Origin of the sequence: Mycobacterium bohemicum DSM 44277 (assembly GCF_001053185.1) — a bacterium.
Classification (GTDB): Bacteria; Actinomycetota; Actinomycetes; order Mycobacteriales; family Mycobacteriaceae; genus Mycobacterium; species Mycobacterium bohemicum.
The window spans coordinates 1-19,636 of record NZ_CSTD01000008.1; the positions used below are offsets into that span (position 1 = coordinate 1).

General features: G+C 69.3%; 17 protein-coding genes, 1 pseudogene and 1 riboswitch. Of the genes and pseudogenes, 11 read left to right on the top strand and 7 right to left on the bottom strand.

Annotated features, from left to right (window positions below):
• From BN971_RS25240 to nagA, 4 genes and pseudogenes are all read left to right on the top strand, one after another.
• Positions 1-251, top strand: a pseudogene (locus BN971_RS25240) (hypothetical protein); the annotation flags it as partial.
• An 88-nt stretch (positions 252-339) separates the two neighbouring features.
• Positions 340-1,566: a D-alanyl-D-alanine carboxypeptidase DacB1 gene (dacB1, locus tag BN971_RS23835; protein ID WP_085180168.1), complete on the top strand. Its 1,227-nt coding sequence runs from the start codon at positions 340-342 to the stop codon at positions 1,564-1,566.
• Positions 1,563-2,915, top strand: coding sequence for a sugar porter family MFS transporter (locus tag BN971_RS23840; RefSeq protein ID WP_085180167.1), 1,353 nt, complete (start codon positions 1,563-1,565; stop codon positions 2,913-2,915). Before dacB1 ends, BN971_RS23840 begins: the two co-directional genes overlap by 4 nt.
• The gene (gene nagA / locus BN971_RS23845; protein ID WP_085180166.1) at positions 2,906-4,021 is read left to right on the top strand and encodes an N-acetylglucosamine-6-phosphate deacetylase; all 1,116 of its coding nucleotides are present in this window, start codon (positions 2,906-2,908) and stop codon (positions 4,019-4,021) included. Before BN971_RS23840 ends, nagA begins: the two co-directional genes overlap by 10 nt.
• Here nagA and yhjD read toward each other — a convergent pair.
• Together yhjD and trpS are read right to left on the bottom strand one after the other, a co-directional pair.
• On the bottom strand, positions 4,018-5,046 hold the full coding sequence (gene yhjD / locus BN971_RS23850) for an inner membrane protein YhjD (protein WP_085180165.1): 1,029 nt from the start codon (positions 5,044-5,046) through the stop codon (positions 4,018-4,020). The genes nagA and yhjD overlap by 4 nt on opposite strands.
• Before the next feature lie 8 nt (positions 5,047-5,054).
• Entirely contained in the window at positions 5,055-6,086 is a 1,032-nt protein-coding gene (gene trpS / locus BN971_RS23855; RefSeq protein WP_085180164.1) for a tryptophan--tRNA ligase, read from the bottom strand.
• A gap of 154 nt (positions 6,087-6,240) precedes the next feature.
• Here trpS and BN971_RS23860 point away from each other — a divergent pair, with 154 nt between their 5' ends.
• On the top strand, positions 6,241-7,092 hold the full coding sequence (locus tag BN971_RS23860) for an alpha/beta fold hydrolase (RefSeq protein ID WP_169718571.1): 852 nt from the start codon (positions 6,241-6,243) through the stop codon (positions 7,090-7,092).
• A gap of 16 nt (positions 7,093-7,108) precedes the next feature.
• On the opposite strand, the gene BN971_RS23865 is transcribed toward BN971_RS23860, so the two are convergent.
• Both BN971_RS23865 and BN971_RS23870 read right to left on the bottom strand, forming a co-directional pair.
• The gene (locus BN971_RS23865; RefSeq protein ID WP_085180162.1) at positions 7,109-8,338 is read right to left on the bottom strand and encodes an NADP-dependent isocitrate dehydrogenase; all 1,230 of its coding nucleotides are present in this window, start codon (positions 8,336-8,338) and stop codon (positions 7,109-7,111) included.
• Positions 8,339-8,370: 32 nt separating this feature from the next.
• The gene (locus tag BN971_RS23870; protein ID WP_085180161.1) at positions 8,371-10,620 is read right to left on the bottom strand and encodes an NADP-dependent isocitrate dehydrogenase; all 2,250 of its coding nucleotides are present in this window, start codon (positions 10,618-10,620) and stop codon (positions 8,371-8,373) included.
• 146 nt (positions 10,621-10,766) lie between these two features.
• Positions 10,767-10,887: riboswitch (SAM riboswitch) on the top strand.
• 151 nt (positions 10,888-11,038) lie between these two features.
• Here BN971_RS23870 and BN971_RS23875 point away from each other — a divergent pair.
• From BN971_RS23875 to BN971_RS23885, 3 genes are read left to right on the top strand one after another with little or no spacing between them, the layout of a single operon-like run.
• Positions 11,039-12,400 carry a bifunctional o-acetylhomoserine/o-acetylserine sulfhydrylase gene (locus BN971_RS23875; protein WP_085180160.1) on the top strand — a complete coding sequence of 454 codons (1,362 nt, stop codon included), beginning with the start codon at positions 11,039-11,041 and terminating at the stop codon, positions 12,398-12,400.
• A gap of 13 nt (positions 12,401-12,413) precedes the next feature.
• Entirely contained in the window at positions 12,414-13,553 is a 1,140-nt protein-coding gene (gene metX / locus BN971_RS23880) for a homoserine O-acetyltransferase MetX (protein WP_085180159.1), read from the top strand.
• Positions 13,550-14,284 (top strand): class I SAM-dependent methyltransferase, encoded by a 735-nt coding sequence (locus BN971_RS23885; RefSeq protein WP_085180179.1) that lies wholly within the window; start codon positions 13,550-13,552, stop codon positions 14,282-14,284. The genes metX and BN971_RS23885 overlap by 4 nt, the downstream gene beginning before the upstream one ends.
• Before the next feature lie 171 nt (positions 14,285-14,455).
• Here BN971_RS23885 and BN971_RS23890 read toward each other — a convergent pair whose 3' ends face one another.
• Positions 14,456-15,916, bottom strand: a complete 1,461-nt coding sequence (locus tag BN971_RS23890) for an FAD-dependent oxidoreductase (RefSeq protein WP_085180158.1) — start codon at positions 15,914-15,916, stop codon at positions 14,456-14,458.
• A gap of 270 nt (positions 15,917-16,186) precedes the next feature.
• On the opposite strand from BN971_RS23890, the gene BN971_RS23895 reads away from it, so the two are divergent.
• Positions 16,187-16,642, top strand: coding sequence for a DUF732 domain-containing protein (locus BN971_RS23895; RefSeq protein ID WP_085180157.1), 456 nt, complete (start codon positions 16,187-16,189; stop codon positions 16,640-16,642).
• Here BN971_RS23895 and BN971_RS23900 read toward each other — a convergent pair.
• Together BN971_RS23900 and BN971_RS23905 are read right to left on the bottom strand one after the other, a co-directional pair.
• Positions 16,639-16,920, bottom strand: a complete 282-nt coding sequence (locus BN971_RS23900; protein ID WP_085180156.1) for a DUF3017 domain-containing protein — start codon at positions 16,918-16,920, stop codon at positions 16,639-16,641. The genes BN971_RS23895 and BN971_RS23900 overlap by 4 nt on opposite strands.
• Positions 16,917-17,762: a bifunctional methylenetetrahydrofolate dehydrogenase/methenyltetrahydrofolate cyclohydrolase gene (locus BN971_RS23905; protein ID WP_085180155.1), complete on the bottom strand. Its 846-nt coding sequence runs from the start codon at positions 17,760-17,762 to the stop codon at positions 16,917-16,919. The genes BN971_RS23900 and BN971_RS23905 overlap by 4 nt, the downstream gene beginning before the upstream one ends.
• A gap of 140 nt (positions 17,763-17,902) precedes the next feature.
• On the opposite strand from BN971_RS23905, the gene BN971_RS23910 reads away from it, so the two are divergent.
• Both BN971_RS23910 and BN971_RS23915 read left to right on the top strand, forming a co-directional pair.
• Positions 17,903-19,120, top strand: a complete 1,218-nt coding sequence (locus BN971_RS23910) for an NADH:flavin oxidoreductase (RefSeq protein WP_085180154.1) — start codon at positions 17,903-17,905, stop codon at positions 19,118-19,120.
• Between the two features lie 72 nt (positions 19,121-19,192).
• On the top strand, positions 19,193-19,636 hold a 444-nt coding region (locus BN971_RS23915; protein WP_139027171.1), incomplete at its 3' end, for an FHA domain-containing protein.

Consider the following 19,636-nt stretch of genomic DNA (forward strand, 5'->3'; position numbering starts at 1 on the left):
GCGGAGTGGGGGCCAACGGCGGTGTCGGCGGTCAGGGCGGCAGCGGGGGTGCGCTGAGCGGTGATGGCGGCGAGGGCGGGGCCGGAGGGTTTGGCGACGCGGTAAACGGCGGGGATGGCGGTAACGGCGGCGACGCGCTTATCGGATTCGGCGGCAACGCCGGCGGCCCCGGCCTCGGCATCGTGGTGGCGGGCCTGCCCGGCATGATCGGTACCGGCTTGCTCGACTTCCTCGCGTCGCCGTGGGCCTGAGGCGCGGAGCCGTTACGTAACTTCCGTCCCACCAGCCACAGCGCGGCTCCCCGGACTTCGGCCTCCGATCGCCTAACCTGCTCACACGATGAGGTTCACACGTTCCGCGTCATGCCTGGCAGCGGCCATTTCACTGATGGCCGCCCCGGCGGCGCTGCCGCTCGCATCGGCCGAGCCGAGCCCGGGCCCCAACGCCGGGCCGCCCAGCTGCCCCTACAAGGTGAACACCCCGCCCGCGGTGGACTCCTCCGAGGTGCCGCAGGCCGGTGACCCGCCGATGCCGCTGGTGGTGCCGCCCAAGCCGGTCGGCGGCGAGGCGCTGGCCGGCTGCGGCATCGTCACCGCGCCCGATACGCCGCCGCTGCCGAACGACGTCTCCGCCGACGCCTGGCTGGTCGCCGACCTGGACAGCGGCGCGGTGATCGCCGCCAAGGATCCGCACGGCCGGCACCGCCCCGCCAGCATCATCAAGGTGCTGGTCGCGATGGCCGCCATCAACGCGCTCCCGCTGAACAAGTCGGTCCCCGGCACGGCCGACGACGCGGCCGCCGAGGGCACCAAGGTCGGCGTCGAGGAGGGCGGCGTGTTCACCGTCAACCAGCTGCTGCACGGGCTGCTGATGCACTCCGGCAACGACGCCGCCCACGCGCTGGCCATGCAGCTCGGTGGCATGCAGCAGGCGCTGGAGAAGATCAACATGCTGGCCGCCAAGCTCGGCGGCCGCGACACCCGGGTGGCGACGCCGTCGGGGCTCGACGGGCCCGGCATGAGCACCTCGGCCTACGACATCGGCCTGTTCTATCGCTACGCCTGGCAGAACCCCACGTTCGCCGACATCGTCGCCACGCGCACCTTCGAGTTCCCCGGCCACGGCGACCACCCCGGCTACGAGCTGGAGAACGACAACAAGCTGCTCTTCAACTACCCGGGCGCGCTGGGCGGCAAGACCGGGTACACCGACGACGCCGGCCAGACGTTCGTCGGCGCGGCCAACCGCAACGGGCGACGGCTGATGGCGGTGCTGCTGCACGGCACGCGGCAGCCGATCGCCCCCTGGGAGCAGGCGGCACACCTGCTGGACTACGGGTTCGCCACCCCGCAGGGCACCCAGGTCGGCGCGCTGATCGAACCCGACCCCTCGCTGCTGCCGGCCAAGCGCGACGCCGACCGGGCCACCGGGGCGCAGGCCGCCGGGCTCATCCCCTCGGCCGACGAACTGCCGGTCCGGGTGGGCGTCGGCGTCGTCGGCACGGTCGTCGTGTTTAGTTTGATCATGGTCGCACGCTCGATGAACCGCCGACCGCAGCACCGTTGAGCCTCCGGTCGCGGGGCCTGCTGATCGGGCTGACCGCCGCCAGCGTCGGGCTCATCTACGGCTACGACCTGTCGATCATCGCCGGCGCGCAGCTGTTCGTGACCGAGGACTTCGGATTGAGCACGCGGCAACAGGAACTGCTGACGACGATGGCGGTGCTCGGCCAGATCCCCGGCGCGTTCGGGGCGGGCGCGCTCGCCAATGCGATCGGGCGCAAGAAGTCGGTGGTGCTGATCCTTCTCGCCTACGCGGCGTTCGCTTCGCTGGGGGCGCTGTCGGTCTCGTTCCCGATGCTGCTGCTGGCCCGCTTCCTGCTCGGCCTGACGATCGGCGTCTCGGTGGTGGTGGTCCCGGTGTACGTGGCCGAATCCGCGCCGGCCGCGGTCCGGGGATCGCTGCTGACGGCTTATCAGCTGACCATCGTCAGCGGGCTCATCGTGGGATACCTGACCGGCTATCTGCTGGCCGGCACCCACAGCTGGCGCTGGATGCTGGGGCTCGCCGTACTACCGGCAATCTTGTTGCTGCCGTTGATCCTTCGCATGCCCGACACCGCCCGGTGGTACCTGCTGAAGGGCCGCACCGACGAGGCCCGCGCCGCGCTGCGGCGCGCGGACCCCGGCGCCGACGTCGACGAGGAGCTGGCCGAGATCGGTCTCGCCCTGAGCGACGGTGACGGCGGCGTGTCCGAGATGCTGCGCCGGCCCTACGCGCGGGCCACCTTCTTCGTGGTCACCCTCGGCTTCCTGATCCAGATCACCGGCATCAACGCGATCATCTATTACAGCCCACGGATATTCGAGGCGATGGGCTTCACCGGCAATTTCGCGCTGCTGGGCCTGCCGGCCCTGGTCCAGGTCGCCGGATTGGGCGCCGTGGGCACCGCGGTGGTCCTCGTCGACCGGGTCGGCCGGCGCCCGATCCTGTTGTGCGGCATCGCCATGATGATCGCCGCTGACGTCGTGCTGCTGGCCGTGTTCGCCCGGGGCCTCGGTGGGTCGAACGGCTGGGGCCTGACGGTCGGATTCGCCGGCGTGCTGGTGTTCATCGTCGGCTACACCATGGGTTTCGGCTCCCTGGGCTGGGTGTACGCCAGCGAGAGCTTCCCGACCCGGCTGCGGTCGCTGGGCTCGAGCGCGATGCTCACGTCCAACCTGGTGGCCAACGCGATCGTCGCGGCGGTGTTTCTGACGATGTTGCATTCGCTCGGCGGCGCAGGCACATTCGCGGTCTTCGCTTCCCTGTCGGTGGTCGCGTTCGGCTTCGTGTACCGGTACGCGCCGGAAACCAAGGGGCGCCAGCTCGAGGACATCCGGCACTTCTGGGAGGCCGGGGGACGGTGGCGCTGATCGGCGCGGGCGCCGTGGTTCTCGACGGCCAGGTATGCCGGCCGGGATGGCTGGAGACGTCGGGCGACCGGATCCAGGCGTGCGGCGCGGGCCCGCCGCCCCGCCCGCCGGACAGCGACTTCCCCGAATGCACTGTGGCGCCGGGCTTTATCGACATGCATGTGCACGGCGGGGGCGGTGCGGCGTACACCGACCCGCGCGGCATCGCCGAGGCGGCCGGCTTTCACCTGCGGCACGGCACCACGACGACCCTGGCCAGCCTGGTCACCACGTCGCCCCCCGAACTGATCGCCGGCGTGCGCGCGCTCGCCGAGGCGACCCGGCGCGGCGTGGTCGCGGGAATCCACCTCGAGGGCCCCTGGTTGGCCCGGGCGCGCTGCGGCGCGCACGACCCCGACCAGCTGCGCGCCCCGGACCCGGCAGAGATCGACGCCGTGCTGGCGAGCGGGGGCGCCGCGATCCGGATGGTCACGCTGGCGCCCGAGCTGCCCGGGGCCGATGACGCGATCCGGCGCTTCCTGGACGCGGGAGTAGTTGTCGCGGTGGGACATACGGACGCGACCTACGACCAGACCCGGCGGGCCATCGACGCCGGGGCCACGGTCGCCACGCACCTGTGCAACGCGATGCCGCCCCTGCACCACCGCGAGCCGGGCCCGGTGCTCGCCCTGCTGCAGGATCCGCGGGTCACGCTGGAACTCATCGCCGACGGCGTGCATGTGCACCCCGCGGTGCTGGCCGCCGTGATGGGGGCGGCGGGTCCCGGGCGGGTGTCGCTGATCACCGACGCCATCGCCGCGGCCGGCTGCGGCGACGGAGCCTATCGGCTCGGCGCCATGCCGATCGACGTCGTGAGCGGGGTCGCGCGCGTGCGCGGCACCTCGGCGATCGCGGGCAGCACCGCGACCATGGACCGGGTTTTCCGCAGCGTCGCCGCGCTGGCGGGGCTGGCCGACGCAGTGCGGATGGCCGCCACCACACCGGCGCGGGCGCTGGGCCTCGACAAGGTGGGCGAGCTGCGCGCGGGGTATGCAGCGGATCTCGTCGTGCTCGACGCCGATCTGCGGGCCACCGCCGTGATGGCCCGCGGCGACTGGGCAGCCTAGCGCAGCCAGCGGGTGATCCGCGAAAACGCCAGGGCGCCAGCGGCTCCCACGGCCATGGCGGTCATCGTCTGACGGGCGCTCATGCCCTCGTCGACCTGCACCCGGGGGGCGATGATCGCCGGCGGCGGTGGTTCGACGCTCTGCAGCCGCGGGTCGGTTGACGCCGTCGCCGCCCAGGCGGTGCAGAACAGCACCAGATACGCCGTGAAGTAGGCGAAGACCATCAGGCCCAGCACCGGCCCGAACGTGGCGCCCGCGGGGCTGCGCGACACCACGCGCAGGTAGACCGAAGCGACCTGCTTGAAGATTTCGAAGCCGACGGCCGCCAAAAGCCCCGCCCGCGCCGAGTGCACCAGGCTGACCTTCGCCCTCGGCAACCGCGCGATCATCCAGGTGAACAGCAGCCAGGACACCAGGATCGACACCGCTATCGAGATCCCGCGAAACACCCAGTTCAACACCGAGAACTCCGGCACGCCAAACCATTTCAGCACGGCGGCCATCGGCTCGGCGTGGCCGAGCGTGGTCAGGGCGATCGTCGCCATCGTCACCGCGAACGTGCCCAGCATCGCCAGCAGGTCGGAAACCTTGGTGCGCACGAACCCGGGCGAGTCGATGCGGTGCTCCCACCACATCTCGGTCAGGGCCTGCCGCAGGTGCGCGATCCAGCCCAGGCCGCCCCAGGCCGCGGTCGCCAGGCCGATGACACCGACCGACGCCCGCGCCGCGATCGCCGAGTCGATCAGGTGCAGCAGCTGATTCCCCAGCTGACCCGAAACCTGGGACCGAATGTGGTCGTCAACCGTGCCGAGCAGCCGCGGATGCAGCGCCAGCACGAAGCCGCACACCGCGAATCCGACCATCAACAAAGGGAATAACGCGAAGATCGTGTAATACGTGAGCCCCGCCGCGAAGAAGCCGCCATTGCGCTTGTCGAAGCGCTGGTAGGCCCGGATGACATGGTCCAACCAGCCGAACCTGGCGCGCAGCCGATCCAGCACCCCCAGCGTGGCCGACTCGCTCATAGCAATACCTATCCCGCCGGCGGAAGGAAACCGAGCCGATCGTAGACCCGCTGCACGGTCTTGCCGGCGACCTCCCGGGCGCGCTGGGCGCCGGCGGCGAGCACCGACTCCAATTCGGCCCGGTCGGCCGTCAACTCGTCCACCCGGGCCTTGATGGGAGCGACGAATTCGACGACCGCCTCGGCGGTGTCCTTCTTCAGGTCGCCGTAGCCACGCCCGGCGTAGCCGTCGACGAGCTTGTCGATGCCGACCCCGGTGACCGCCGATTGGATGGTCAGCAGGTTGGACACCCCCGCCTTGGCGTCGGGGTCGTAGCGGATCTCGCGCTCGCTGTCGGTGACGGCCGAGCGAATCTTCTTGGCGGACAGGGCCGGGTCGTCGAGCAGGTTGATCAGCCCGGCGTCGGTCGACGCCGACTTGCTCATCTTCGACGTCGGGTCGGCCAGGTCGTAGATCTTGGCGGTGACCTTGGGGATGAGCACGTCGGGCACCACGAAGGTGTCCGGGAAGCGGCTGTTGAAGCGCTGCGCCACGTCGCGGGCCAGCTCCAGGTGCTGGCGCTGATCCTCACCCACGGGCACCAGGTCGCTGTCGTAGGCCAGCACGTCGGCGGCCTGCAGCACCGGGTAGGTGAACAGCCCCACCGTGGCCGAGTCGCTGCCCTGTTTCGTCGACTTGTCCTTGAACTGCGTCATGCGCGACGCCTGGCCGAAGCCCGTGAAGCAGCCCAGCACCCACGCCAGCTGGGCGTGCGCGGGCACGTGGCTCTGCACGAAGACGGTGCTGCGGCCGGGGTCGATGCCCAGCGCCAGGTACTGCGCGGCGGTCACCAGCGTGCGGCGGCGCAGCGCCTCGGGATCCTGCGGGATGGTGATCGCGTGCAGGTCCACCACGCAGAAGAACGCGTCGTGATCGTCCTGCAGCGCGACCCACTGGGTGATGGCACCCAGCGCGTTGCCGAGGTGGAGCGAATCGGAGGTGGGCTGCACGCCGGAGAAGATCCGGCGCGTTCCGGTGCCGGGGTCGTAGTCGGTGCTCATGGTGCCCCGATCTTTTCACGCGCCGCCTCCCGGGAGCCCGCCGCCGCCGAGTGTGCGGCCAGCTTCACGCTCGGCGCCGAGTGTGCGGCCAGCTTCACACTCGGCGAAGGGGGCCGGTTGCGGTACCGGCGGTACCGCCTTTACTGTCGGGAACATGGGGAAGAGCGCGGGGACTCGTCAACCGATCCATCTGGGCTCCGGGGAGCCGGTGTTGCTACTGCACCCGTTCCTGCTGTCCCAGGCGGTGTGGGAGGGGGTGGCCCGGCGGCTGGCCGACACCGGCCGCTACGAGGTGTTCGCCCCGACGATGGCCGGCCACAACGGCGGCCCGCGCGCCGGCACCTGGTTCCTGTCGTCGGCGGTCCTGGCCGACCACGTCGAGCGGCAGATGGACGAGCTGGGCTGGGAGACCGCGCACATCGTCGGCAACTCGCTGGGCGGCTGGGTGGCATTCGAGCTGGAACGGCGCGGCCGCGCCCGCAGCGTCACCGGCATCGCGCCCGCGGGCGGGTGGACCCGATGGAGCCCGCACAAGTTCGAGGTGATCGCCAAGTTCGTCCTGGGCATCCCGCTGCTGGTGCTCGCGTGGGCGGTCGGGCCGAAGGTGATGGGCCTGCCGTACAGCCGCCGGCTGGCGACGTACGCGATCAGCGGATCGCCGGACGCGGTCAGCGACGCCGACATCCTCGGCTGCATCGACGACGTCGCCCACTGCCCCGCTTATTTCCAGCTGCTGGTCAAGGCGGTGTTGCTGCACGGCCTGCGGGAGCTCGCGGAGAACGCCGTGCCCGCGCACCTGGTGGTCTGCGAAAAGGACCGGATCGTCCCGGCGCCGCGGTTCAGCCGGCATTTCACCAACAACCTGCCGGACCACAAGATGACCGAACTCGACGGAGTCGGGCACATACCGATGTTCGAGGCGCCCGACCGGGTCGCCGAGGTGATCACCGGCTTCCTCGACGAGTGCGTGCGGGAGAACCGGGAGCGTCAGCAGCCCACGGGCTAGTGGGCCGCGCCGCCGGTTAGCCGGCCTCGGCGAGGGTCTTGTCGAGGTTCTCGGCGATCGAGTTCAGGAACTGCTCGCTCTCCTGCCACTCCTGCTCGGGGCCGATGAGGATGGCGAGGTCCTTGGTCATCTTGCCGCTCTCGACGGTGCGGATCACCACGTCCTCGAGCGTCTGGGCGAACTCGATCACCTCCGGGGTGTCGTCGAGCTTGCCCCGGTGCGCCAGCCCGCGCGTCCAGGCAAAGATCGAGGCGATCGGGTTCGTCGACGTCGGCTTGCCCGCCCGGTACTGCCGGAAGTGGCGCGTGACGGTGCCGTGCGCGGCCTCGGCCTCGACCGTCCTGCCGTCGGCGGTCATCAGCACCGAGGTCATCAGGCCCAGCGATCCGTAACCCTGCGCGACGAGGTCGGACTGGACGTCGCCGTCGTAGTTCTTGCAGGCCCAGACGTAGCCGCCCTCCCACTTCAGGCAGGCCGCCACCATGTCGTCGATCAGCCGGTGCTCGTACGTCAGCCCCTCGGCCTCGAACTTGTCCTTGAATTCCTCGTCGTAGATGCGCTGGAACTCGTCCTTGAACATGCCGTCGTAGGCCTTGAGGATGGTGTTCTTGGTCGACAGGTACACCGGCCACTTGGCGTTGAGGCCGTACGCCAGCGAGGCGCGCGCGAAGTCCCGGACGGACTCCTTGAAGTTGTACATCCCCATCACGACGCCGCCGTCCTCGGGAATGGACACCACCTCGTGCACCATCGGCTCGCTGCCGTCCGACGGCGTGAAGGTGATCGACACGGTGCCGGGCTTGTCGACCTTGAAGTTCGTCGCGCGGTACTGGTCGCCGAACGCGTGTCGGCCGATGACGATCGGCTTGGTCCAGCCCGGAACCAGCCGCGGCACGTTCGAGATCACGATCGGCTCGCGGAAGATGGTGCCGCCCAGGATGTTTCGGATCGTACCGTTGGGCGACAGCCACATCTTCTTCAGGTTGAATTCGGCGACGCGGGCCTCGTCGGGGGTGATGGTCGCGCACTTGACGCCCACGCCGTGCCTCTTGATGGCGTACGCCGCGTCGATCGTCACCTGGTCGTTGGTGCGGTCGCGGTTTTCGATGCCGAGGTCGTAGTACTCGAGGTTGATGTCGAGGTGCGGCAGGATCAGCATGTCCTTGATGAACTTCCAGATCACCCGGGTCATCTCGTCACCGTCGAGCTCGACCACCGGCCCCTCGACCTTGATCTTGTTGGACATATCGAGTCGACTCCTCCTCGCGGCCCGTAGCCTTACGAGCCCTGCGCGCCTTGCGAAGCTGCCAGCGCTTCGTTGAATGTTTTGCTCGGCCGCATGACTGCAGTCGTCTTCTCGCTGTCCGGTCGATAGTAACCACCGATGTCAACCGGCTCGCCCTGCGCTTCGGCGAGCTCGGCCACGATGGTGTCCTCGTTTTTGCTCAGCACCTCGGCCAGCGCGGCGAAGTGCTCGCGCAGCTCCTCGTCGTCGGACTGCGCGGCGAGCTGCTCGGCCCAGTACAGCGCGAGGTAGAACTGGCTGCCGCGGTTGTCGAGCTCGCCGGTCTTGCGCGACGGGCTCTTGTTGTTCTCCAGCAGCTTGCCGATCGCCGCGTCCAGCGTCTTGCCCAGGATCGTGGCGCGCGCGTTGCCGGTCTTGATGCCGATGTCCTCGAAACACGCTCCCAGGGCCAGGAATTCACCGAGGGAGTCCCAGCGCAGGTGGTTCTCTTCGACGAGCTGGTGGACGTGCTTGGGCGCCGATCCGCCGGCCCCGGTCTCATACATCCCGCCGCCGGACATCAACGGCACGATGGACAGCATCTTGGCGCTGGTGCCGAGCTCCAGGATGGGGAACAGGTCGGTGAGATAGTCGCGCAGGATGTTCCCGGTGGCGGCGATGGTGTCCTGCCCGCGCATCGCGCGCTCCAGCGTGTAGCGCATGGCCCACACCTGCGGCATGATCTGGATTTCCAGGCCCTCGGTGTCGTGCTCCTTGAGGTACTCCTTGACCTTCTTGCGCAGCTCGACCTCGTGCGGCCGCTCGGTGTCCAGCCAGAACACCACCGTCATGCCCGAATTCCGGGCCCGGGTGACCGCCAGCTTGACCCAGTCGCGGATCGCCTCGTCGGTGACGACGGGCATGCGCCAGATGTCGCCGGCCTCCACGTTCTGGCTCATCAGGACTTCTCCGGTGTCGAGGTCGACGATGTCGGCGACCCCGTCCTCGGGGATCTCGAACGTCTTGTCGTGCGACCCGTACTCCTCGGCCTCCTGCGCCATCAGCCCGACGTTGGGGACGGTGCCCATCGTCGTCGGGTCGAACGCCCCGTGGGTCTTACAGAAGTTGATGATCTCCTGGTAGATGCGGGAGAAGGTCGATTCGGGGTTGACGGCCTTGGTGTCCTTCTGCCGCCCGTCGGCGCCCCACATCTTGCCGCCTGCGCGGATCATCGCCGGCATGGACGCGTCCACGATCACGTCGCTGGGCGAGTGGAAGTTTGTGATGCCCTTGGCCGAATCGACCATCGCCAGCTCGGGGCGGTGTTCGTGGCAGGCGTGCAGGTCGCGGATGATCTCCTCGTGCAGCGACGCCGGCAGCGACTCGATCTTGTCGTAGAGATCGACCAGCCCGTTGTTGACGTTGACCCCGAGCTCGTCGAAGAGCTCCTGGTGCTTGGCGAAGGCGTCCTTGTAGAAGATCTTCACGGCGTGGCCGAAGACGATCGGATGCGAGACCTTCATCATCGTCGCCTTGACGTGCAGTGAGAACATCACGCCGGTCTCGTAGGCGTCCTGCATCTGCTCCTCGTAGAAGTCGCAGAGGGCTTTCTTGCTCATGAACATGCTGTCGATGACGTCGCCCTCGCGCAGCGCAACCTTCGCCTTGAGATCGAGGGTCTGCCCGTTCTTGGCCTTCAGCACCATCTTCACGTTGCGCGCGCGGTCCAGCGTCATCGACTTCTCGCCGTGGTAGAAGTCGCCGTGCTTCATGGTCGCGACGTGAGTGCGCGACGCCGGCGACCAGTCCGCCATGCTGTGCGGGTGCTTGCGCGCGTACTCCTTGACGGCCTTGGGTGCGCGCCGGTCCGAATTGCCTTGGCGCAGAACCGGGTTGACCGCGCTTCCCAGGCATTTGCCGTAGCGGGCGCGGATCTCCTTCTCCTCGTCGGTCTTCGGGTTCTGCGGAAAGTCCGGGATATTGAATCCCTTGCCCTGCAGCTCCTTGACGGCCGCGACGAGCTGGGGCACCGACGCGCTGATGTTCGGCAGCTTGATGATGTTGGTGTCGGCCAGCTTCGTCAGGCGGGCCAGCTCGGCCAGGTCGTCGGGAACCCGCTGATCGTCGGTCAGCCGGTCGCCGAACTCGGCGAGGATCCGGGCACCCAGGGAGATGTCACTGGTCTTGATCGCGATACCCGCCGGCTCGGCGAAGGCCCGCACGATGGGCAGGAACCCGTAGGTCGCCAGCAGCGGGGCCTCGTCGGTCAGCGTGTAGATGACGGTCGGTTGTTCGGCGCTCACGGTCCCTCTCCGGGCGTCAAGATCTTCACGATCGATCGGGTCTTTGGGGAGCTCAGAGTTCTCTGTTGCCACGTTATCAAGGGCGTTTGGACAGGTGTCGACCCGCCATTGGCACGGAGTCGGCTCAGTAAGATAGTCTCTTTATTGGTCATGAGCGCCAGCGTCAAGCCCCGGCTTGCTGGCCGGCAACCCTCCAACCGCGGTGGGGTGCCCCGGGTGATGACCAGGTCTAGTAGCCAATAGCCGGCTGCACGGCAAGCGCGGGTCCGCCATGACGGGCCCCCTGACTAGAGGGGATACGTGATGTGCCTCCATACACCCCGCTCGGATCTGTCCGTGTCTTTGGTCGGCTGTCGCTGTTAGCCGGCGATCACCACCCCTTTCACCAAAAAGCCACGTCAGAAAGCAACCACTACCAATGAGCTCCGAGAACAACCCCGACGCAGACCCGACGGCGCACTGGTCCTTCGAGACCAAGCAGATCCACGCCGGCCAGCAACCGGACCCCGCGACCAACGCCCGGGCGCTGCCGATCTACCAGACCACGTCGTACGTCTTCAACGACACCTCGCACGCCGCGGCCCTGTTCGGCCTCGAGGTGCCCGGCAACATCTACACCCGGATCGGCAACCCGACCACCGACGTCGTCGAGCAGCGCATCGCCGCGCTCGAGGGCGGCGTCGCCGCCCTCTTCCTCAGCTCCGGGCAGGCCGCTGAGACGTTCGCCATACTCAACCTCGCATGTGCCGGAGATCACATCGTCTCCAGCCCGCGGCTCTACGGCGGCACCTACAACCTGTTCCACTACTCGCTGGCCAAGCTCGGCATCGAGGTCAGCTTCGTCGAAGACCCCGACGACCTGGACTCGTGGCAGTCCGCGGTCCGGCCGAACACCAAGGCGTTCTTCGGCGAGACCATCTCCAACCCGCAGATCGACGTGCTGGACATCCCCGGGGTCGCCGGGGTGGCCCACGCCAACGGGGTGCCGCTGATCGTCGACAACACCGTCGCCACGCCCTACCTGATCCAGCCGTTCGCGCACGGCGCCGACATCGTCGTGCACTCGGCCACCAAGTACCTGGGCGGGCACGGCGCCGCGATCGCCGGCGCCGTCGTCGACGGCGGAACGTTCGACTGGACGCAGGGCCGCTTCCCCGGATTCACCACCCCCGACCCCAGCTACCACGGCGTGGTGTTCGCGGAGCTCGGAGCGCCGGCCTTCGCGCTCAAGGCGCGCGTGCAGCTGCTGCGCGACCTCGGTTCGGCCGCCTCGCCGTTCAACGCGTTCCTGGTGGCCCAGGGGATCGAAACGCTGAGCCTGCGGATGGAGCGCCACGTCGCCAACGCCCAGCGGGTGGCCGAGTTCCTGGCCGGCCACGACGGCGTGCTGTCGGTCAACTACGCGGGGCTGCCCAGCTCGCCCTGGCACGAGCGGGCGAAGAAGCTGGCGCCCAAGGGCGCCGGCGCGGTGCTGTCGTTCGAACTGGCCGGCGGCGTGGAGGCCGGCAAGGACTTCGTCAACGCGCTGAAGCTGCACAGCCACGTCGCCAACATCGGCGACGTGCGGTCGCTGGTGATTCACCCGGCGTCGACCACCCACGCCCAGCTCAGCCCCGCGGAACAGCTGAGCACCGGTGTCAGCCCGGGCCTGGTCCGGCTGGCGGTCGGTCTCGAGGGCATCGACGACATCCTGGCCGACCTGGAACTCGGCTTCGCCGCGGCCCGCAAGCACGCGGCCGCCGACGGCAACGCCGACCCGCAGGCCGTGGCGGCGTTCTAGGGGGAAATCCGACGTGACCATCTTTGATGTGCCCACCCAGACGCTGCCCGCCGAAGGTGAGATTGGCTTCGTCGACATCGGCTCGCTGACCACCGAGAGCGGTGCCGTGATCGACGACGTGTGCATCGCGGTCCAGCGCTGGGGCGAGTTGTCGCCGACGCGGGACAACGTGGTGGTGGTCCTGCACGCGCTCACCGGAGATTCGCACATCACCGGACCGGCCGGGCCCGGTCATCCCACCCCCGGCTGGTGGGACGGCGTCGCCGGGCCGGGGGCGCCGATCGACACCGACCGGTGGTGCGCGGTGGCCACCAATGTGCTGGGCGGTTGCCGCGGGTCCACCGGCCCCAGCTCCCTGGCGCGCGACGGAAAGCCCTGGGGCTCAAGGTTTCCGTTGATCACGGTGCGCGACCAGGTGGAGGCGGACATCGCCGCGCTGGACGCCCTGGGCATCAGCCAGGTCGCGGCCGTCGTCGGCGGATCCTTGGGCGGCGCAAGGGCTTTGGAGTGGATGGTCGGGCATCCCGACCGGGTCCGGGCCGGCCTGCTGCTTGCCGTCGGTGCGCGGGCCACCGCCGACCAGATCGGCACCCAGTCCACGCAGATCGCGGCCATCAAGGCGGACCCGAACTGGCAGGGCGGCGACTATCACGGCACCGGGCGCAGCCCGGACACCGGCCTGATGATCGCCCGGCGCTTCGCGCACCTGACCTACCGCGGGGAGGTGGAGCTGGACACCCGGTTCGGCAACGATGTTCAAGGCGACGAGGACCCGGTGAACGGCGGCCGCTACGCGGTGCAGAGCTACCTGGAACACCAGGGCGAGAAGCTGTTGGCGCGCTTCGACGCGGGCAGCTATGTGGCGTTGACCGAGGCGCTCAGCAGCCACGACGTCGGCCGCGGCCGGGGTGGGGTGCGAAAGGCGTTGAGCGGCTGCACCGTACCCGCCGTGGTGGGCGGCATCACCTCCGACCGGCTGTACCCGTTGCGTCTGCAGGAGGAGCTGGTCGAGCTGCTGCCGGGCTGCGAGAGGCTGAACGTCGTCGAGTCGATCTGCGGCCACGACGGATTCCTGGTCGAGTCGGAGGCGGTCGGCGAGCTGATTCGCGCGACGCTGGACCTGGCCGGCACCGAAGGCGCGTGTCGCAGGTGACCCGCTCTCGGCACGACCGCTCCCTGTCCTTCGGCTCGGCGGCCGCTGCCTACGAGCGTGGTCGTCCGTCCTATCCGCCGGAGGCGATCGACTGGCTGTTGCCCCGGGGCGCGCGCCAGGTGCTCGACCTCGGTGCGGGCACCGGAAAGCTGACCACCCGGCTGGTGGAACGCGGCCTGGACGTGGTGGCCGTCGATCCCATTCCCGACATGCTCGAGGTGCTGCGCACGTCGCTGCCGGAGACCAGCGCGCTGCTGGGGACCGCGGAGGATATTCCGCTGCCCGACAACAGCGTTGACGCGGTGCTGGTGGCGCAGGCGTGGCACTGGGTGGATCCCGAGCGGGCGATACCGGAGGTGGCCCGCGTGCTGCGGCCCGGGGGCCGGCTGGGCCTGGTCTGGAACACCCGCGACGAGCGGCTCGGCTGGGTGCGCGAGCTCGGCGAGATCATCGGTTCCGACGGCGACCGGGGCCGCTTCGACGTGGACCTGTCCCCGTCCTTCGCCGAGCCGGAGCGTCACCAGGTCGAGTGGACGAATTACCTGACGCCGCAAGCGCTCATCGACCTGGTGTCGTCACGCAGCTACTGCATCACCTCGCCCACCGAGGTGCGCAGCAAGACGCTCGACCGGGTGCGCGAACTGCTGGCCAGCCATCCGGCGCTGGCCAACGCCACCGGTCTGGCGCTGCCGTATGTGACCGTGTGCATCAGGGCGACGCTGCCGGAGTAGCTAAGCCTTGTCCAAGGCGGCCTCGATGGCGTCAAAGGCGGCCGACAACGCCTCCCGACCGACACCGCCCCTGCTCGCCATGGCCCAAAACTAGACGAGGCCACCGACAAAAAGGCCCGCGGTGAGGCCACTGAAACGAAAGTGGCGCAAGTTATTTGGAAAGCGTGACGGTCAGAAGTTCAGCCCGGAAAACATCACCCGGTTCGGGTCGTACTTCTGCCGCACAGTCGTCAGCCGGGACAGGTTCGACCCGAAGTAGCGCGCCGCGGTGGCGTTGGCCTCGAGGTAGTTGACGTAACCGCCGACCGAATACTGTTGCACCGCTTGGTGCGCCGCGGCCAGCCACTTGTTCGCGGCGGCGATCTCGTTGCTGGCGGGCTCGACGTACCACTGCAGCACGGCGGCCTGCGTGCGCCACGGGAAGGCGCTGTCACCGGCCGCCACGTCGCCGACCGCACCGCCCAGTGGGTCGGCGATGACGGACGCCGTTCCCGAGCCGGAAGCGGGCCACTGCCCGATCGCGGCCGCAATGGCATGCGCGGCAGCGGAATTCAGCGCGCCGATCACGTCGGATCCGGCCACGAAGGCCCGCGGCGAGCTTGCCGAGCTTCCGCCGGCCAGGTAGGTCATCAGGTCCGGGTGGCTGAGCGTCTTGTTCTGGACCGAACTGGGCGCCAGGCCGATCGCGGACTTGAGCGCGGCGGTCACCCCCGATCCGGCGCCGGCCGGGCAGGTCGCCAGGACATGGCAGTTGGCCTGGGCCGAACCGACCGAAAGATCGACTATCCCCCAACTGTTTCGATCGGCCGCCGACAGCCACGACTGCCAGCCCATGAGCACCTGCACCGCCGACGAGGGCGGGAAGTCGAGGCGCACGAGGTCACTGTCCGCGGTCGCGAACGTCGCGAACGTCATCGAGGTCGTCACCCCGAAATTGCCGCCGCCCCCGCCGCGCAGCGCCCAGAACAACTCGGGGTTGTCGTTGGCCGACGCGGTGACGACGTCCCCGCTGGGCAACACCACCGTGGCCGCCCGGAGAGCGTCACAGGTCAGGCCGGCGTGCCGGGAGTCGGCGCCCATGCCGCCGCCGAGCGCCGAACCGCCGATGCCGACCGTCGGGCAACTACCGGTGGGCAGGGCCCGACCGGCCGCGGCCAATGTCTGTTGCAGCGCTTGCAAATTGGTCGCCGGCGTCACCGTCACGTTGCCGCTGCCGGCGTCGAAGTTGGCGCCGCCCGGGAGGCCCCGCAGGTCGAGCACCAGGGCGCCGGTCGCGCTGGACGCGCCGACGTAGGAGTGGCCGCCGCCACGCGGGGCGACCTTGAGGTTGTTGGCCGCCGCGAAGGTGAGCGCCTTCTGCACGTCGGACTGTGACGAAACGGCTACCACCGCAGCGGGATTCGCGCTGTTGTAGAACGAATTGAAAACCTGCTTGCCCGCGGTGAATTGGGCTCCGCTGGCGGGTAACAAGACGCGGCCCCCGATCGAAGAGGCCAGGCCGCCCCAGCCGGCGTCCGCGGAGGCCCGGGTGGGCCCGAGCACCGCGCCGGTCGCCAACACCGACACGGCGCCGCGGAGAAAGGTCTGACGCGAGATCGCACGCTCGAAAGGACGGCCGTCATTCGTCGTCATGGGGGGCGATTCTCGTCGCTTTCGCCCCTTGGCGACGGGCGCGGTGGCACGTGTCGGGTAACGGTGTGGCCTCGATACGTCCGCCGGCGCCCGAATCGCCCCGGCCGGTCGGTCCCGCTAATAAACGACGCCGCAAGCACAGGGCCCTCACAAAACGCTTATTGGGCAAACCTTTATCCCACCGTGTCACAAATGTGACAAAAGTAGATCAGAGTTCCTGGAGTGAATTGGGTGCCACCTGTGCACCCCACGACAGATGGGGAGCCCGGCATGAAGGCACTGACACCAACTCACGGGTGGGCCTGGTCGCTCCGCCACCAGCCCCTGACCGTTCGCCTGCTCGCCGCCGCGGCCGGGCTGCTCACCGCGGCCGCGGCATTCGCTGCGCCGGCCGAGGCGGACCCCGCCACCGACGACAGCTTCATCGACGCGCTCAACCACGCCGGGATCGACTTCGGGGAACCGGGTATCGCGATGGCCGTGGGCCAGTCGATCTGCCCCATGCTCGCCGGGCCGGGCGGCAACTTCGCCGCCGCGGCGGCCAGCGTCACCAACCGGGGGCTGTCCCCGGGCATGGCCAAGATGTTCACCACCATCGCGATTCAGATGTACTGCCCGCAGGAGATGGCCAGCATCGCCAGTGGCAACCCGACGGGCGGCCTGCCCGGTGGCCTCACCGGCAGCCTGCCGCGCATCCCGGGAATGCCCGCGATCCCGGGAACCTAGCGGGTGCCGAGCGGGTCGATGGTCGACGCGATGTAGATCATCGCCGCCCCGACCGCCGCGGTCGTCACGAAGTCGGTGCCCTTGCTGCGGACCGCCAAGAGACCGGCCCGGTCCTCGGACAGCGCCAGGCGCAGGATGGCGGCCACGCCGACACCGATGCCGATCAGCAGCGAGCCGCGGCGCCAGAAGTTGGCGCCGGCCAGCACGAACGCGACCGCGAAGATGAAGCCCACCGACAGGATCGGCCACTGCGACTGCAGTACGGACCGGGCGCTCATTTCCGCTCGGCCAGCTCGACGACGTTGGTCAGCAGGAACGCCCGGGTCAACGGGCCGACGCCACCGGGGTTCGGAGACACGTGGCCGGCCACGTCCCAGACGTCGGGGTGCACGTCGCCGACCAGACCGTCGTCGGTGCGGCTGACACCGACGTCGACGACGGCGGCGCCGGGACGCACCATCTCGGCGGTGAGCATGTGCGGCACCCCGACGGCCGCCACGACGATGTCCGCCTGCCGGGTGAACGCCGCCAGGTCGCGAGTCCCGGTGTGGCACAAGGTGACGGTGGCGTTCTCGGAGCGGCGCGTCAGCAGCAGCCCCAACGGGCGGCCGACCGTGACCCCGCGGCCGATGACGACGACGTGCGCGCCGGCGATCTCGATGTCATAGCGACGCAACAGGTGCACGATGCCGCGCGCGGTGCACGGCAACGGCGCCGGGACGCTGAGCACCAGCCGGCCCAGGTTGGTGGGGTGCAGGCCGTCGGCGTCCTTGTCGGGGTCGACGCGCTCCAGCGCGGCGTTCTCGTCCAGATGCCGCGGCAGCGGCAACTGCACGATGTAGCCGGTGCACTCGGGGTTGGCGTTGAGCTCGTCGATGGTGTCGTTGAGCGTCTCGGTACTGATGTCGGCGGGCAGATCGCGGCGCAGCGAGGTGATGCCGACCTTGGCGCAGTCGGCGTGCTTGCCGCGGACGTACGCCTGGGACCCGGGGTCGTCGCCCACCAGGATGGTGCCGAGGCCCGGTGTGCGGCCGGACGCGGTCAGTGCGGCCACGCGTTGCTTGAGGTCGACGAAGATTTCGTCGCGGGTGGCCTTGCCGTCCAGTGTGATTGCGCCCACGGCTGACAGTCTGGCACGGTTCGACGATGGCGACCCGCCGCGCCCGGCTACGCCGCGCTTGCGATCGACCCCCAACCCCAACAATGGCGACCCGCCGCGCCCGGCTACGCCGCGCTTGCGATCGCCATTAGGCTCCCGGTATGTCTACCCCTCCAGACGTGTTCTCCCCGGCCAAGCTGGGCCCGGTCACGCTGCGCAACCGCACCATCAAATCGGCAACATTCGAGGCGCGCACACCCAACGGGCTGGTGACCGACGACCTGATCGAATACCACCGGCTGCCGGCCGCGGGCGGGGTCGGCATGACGACCGTCGCCTACTGCGCCATCTCCCCCGGCGGCCGCACCGAGGGCAACGGCATCTGGATGCGCCCGGAGGCGGTGCCCGGGTTCCGCAGGCTCACCGACGCCATCCACGCCGAGGGCGCCGCGGTGAGCGCACAGATCGGACACGCCGGTCCGGTGGCCAACGCCAAGTCGAACAAGGCCACCGCCCTGGCGCCGGTGCGGTTCTTCAACCCCATCGCGATGCGGTTCGCCAAGAAGGCGACCCGCGACGACATCGACGACGTCATCGCCGGGCACGCCAACGCGGCGCGGCTGGCGATCGAGGCCGGTTTCGATGCCGTCGAGATTCACCTGGGCCACAACTACCTGGCGAGCGCGTTCCTGTCCCCGCTGATCAACCGGCGAAACGACGAGTTCGGCGGATCGCTGGAAAACCGGGCGAAGGTGGCCCGCGGCATCGTCGCGGCCGTCCGCCGCGCGGTGGAGAAAGAAGGGACGCCGATCGCGGTCACCGCAAAGCTGAACATGGTCGACGGCGTGCGCGGCGGCATCAGCACGGAGGAGTCGCTGACCACCGCCAAGTGGCTCGAGCAGGATGGCGGCCTGGACGCGATCGAACTCACCGCCGGCAGCTCACTGGTCAATCCGATGTACCTGTTCCACGGCGACGCACCGATGAAGGAGTTCGCCGGCGCCTTCAAGCCGCCGCTGAGCTGGGGCATGCGCATGACGGGCAAGAAGTTCCTGCGCGAATACCCCTACCGCGAGGCCTATCTACTGCGCCACGCCAAGCTCTTCCGGGCCGAGCTGACCATGCCCCTCATCCTGCTCGGCGGCATCACCAACCGGGAGACGATGGACCTGGCGATGGCCGAGGGATTCCAGTTCGTCGCGATGGGCCGAGCCCTGCTCGCCGAGCCCGACCTGATCAACCGGCTCGCCGCCGACGGCGCCGCACACAGCGTGCATTCGGCCTGCACGCACTGCAACAAGTGCATGGCCACCATCTACACCCGCACCCAGTGCGTGGTCACCGGCGCACCCGACGTCCTGGCGGGCAACCGCACCTAGCCGCGCGGCGAGAGCGCCACCGCGGCAGTCGCTCTCAGGGAACGGGCGGTACCACAAGCTACAGTTGACACGATGACTGCAGCAGCCCCGCCAGTGTTGACCGTCCGCTACGACGGCTCCGAGCGGACATTCGCCGCGGGACATGACGTGGTGGTCGGGCGCGACCTGCGGGCCGACATGCGCATCACGCACCCGCTCATTTCCCGCGCGCATCTGCTCCTGCGCTTCGACCAGGGCCGGTGGCTGGCGATCGACAACGGTTCGCTCAACGGGACTTTCGTCAATGGCCGGCGGGTCCCCGTCGTCGACATCCACGACGGCCAGACGCTCAACATCGGCAACCCCGACGGACCGATGCTGAGGTTCGAGGTCGGCCGGCACCAGGGCATGGTCGGGCGCCCGCCCGAGACCGAGTCGATGCGCCTGCCGGCCGCGGCGGCCCAGCCGTCGGGCACGGCGTGGGCGTCCGCGCCCGCAGGACCGCCCGGCCCCATGCCCCCGCGGCCGCCGGGCCGG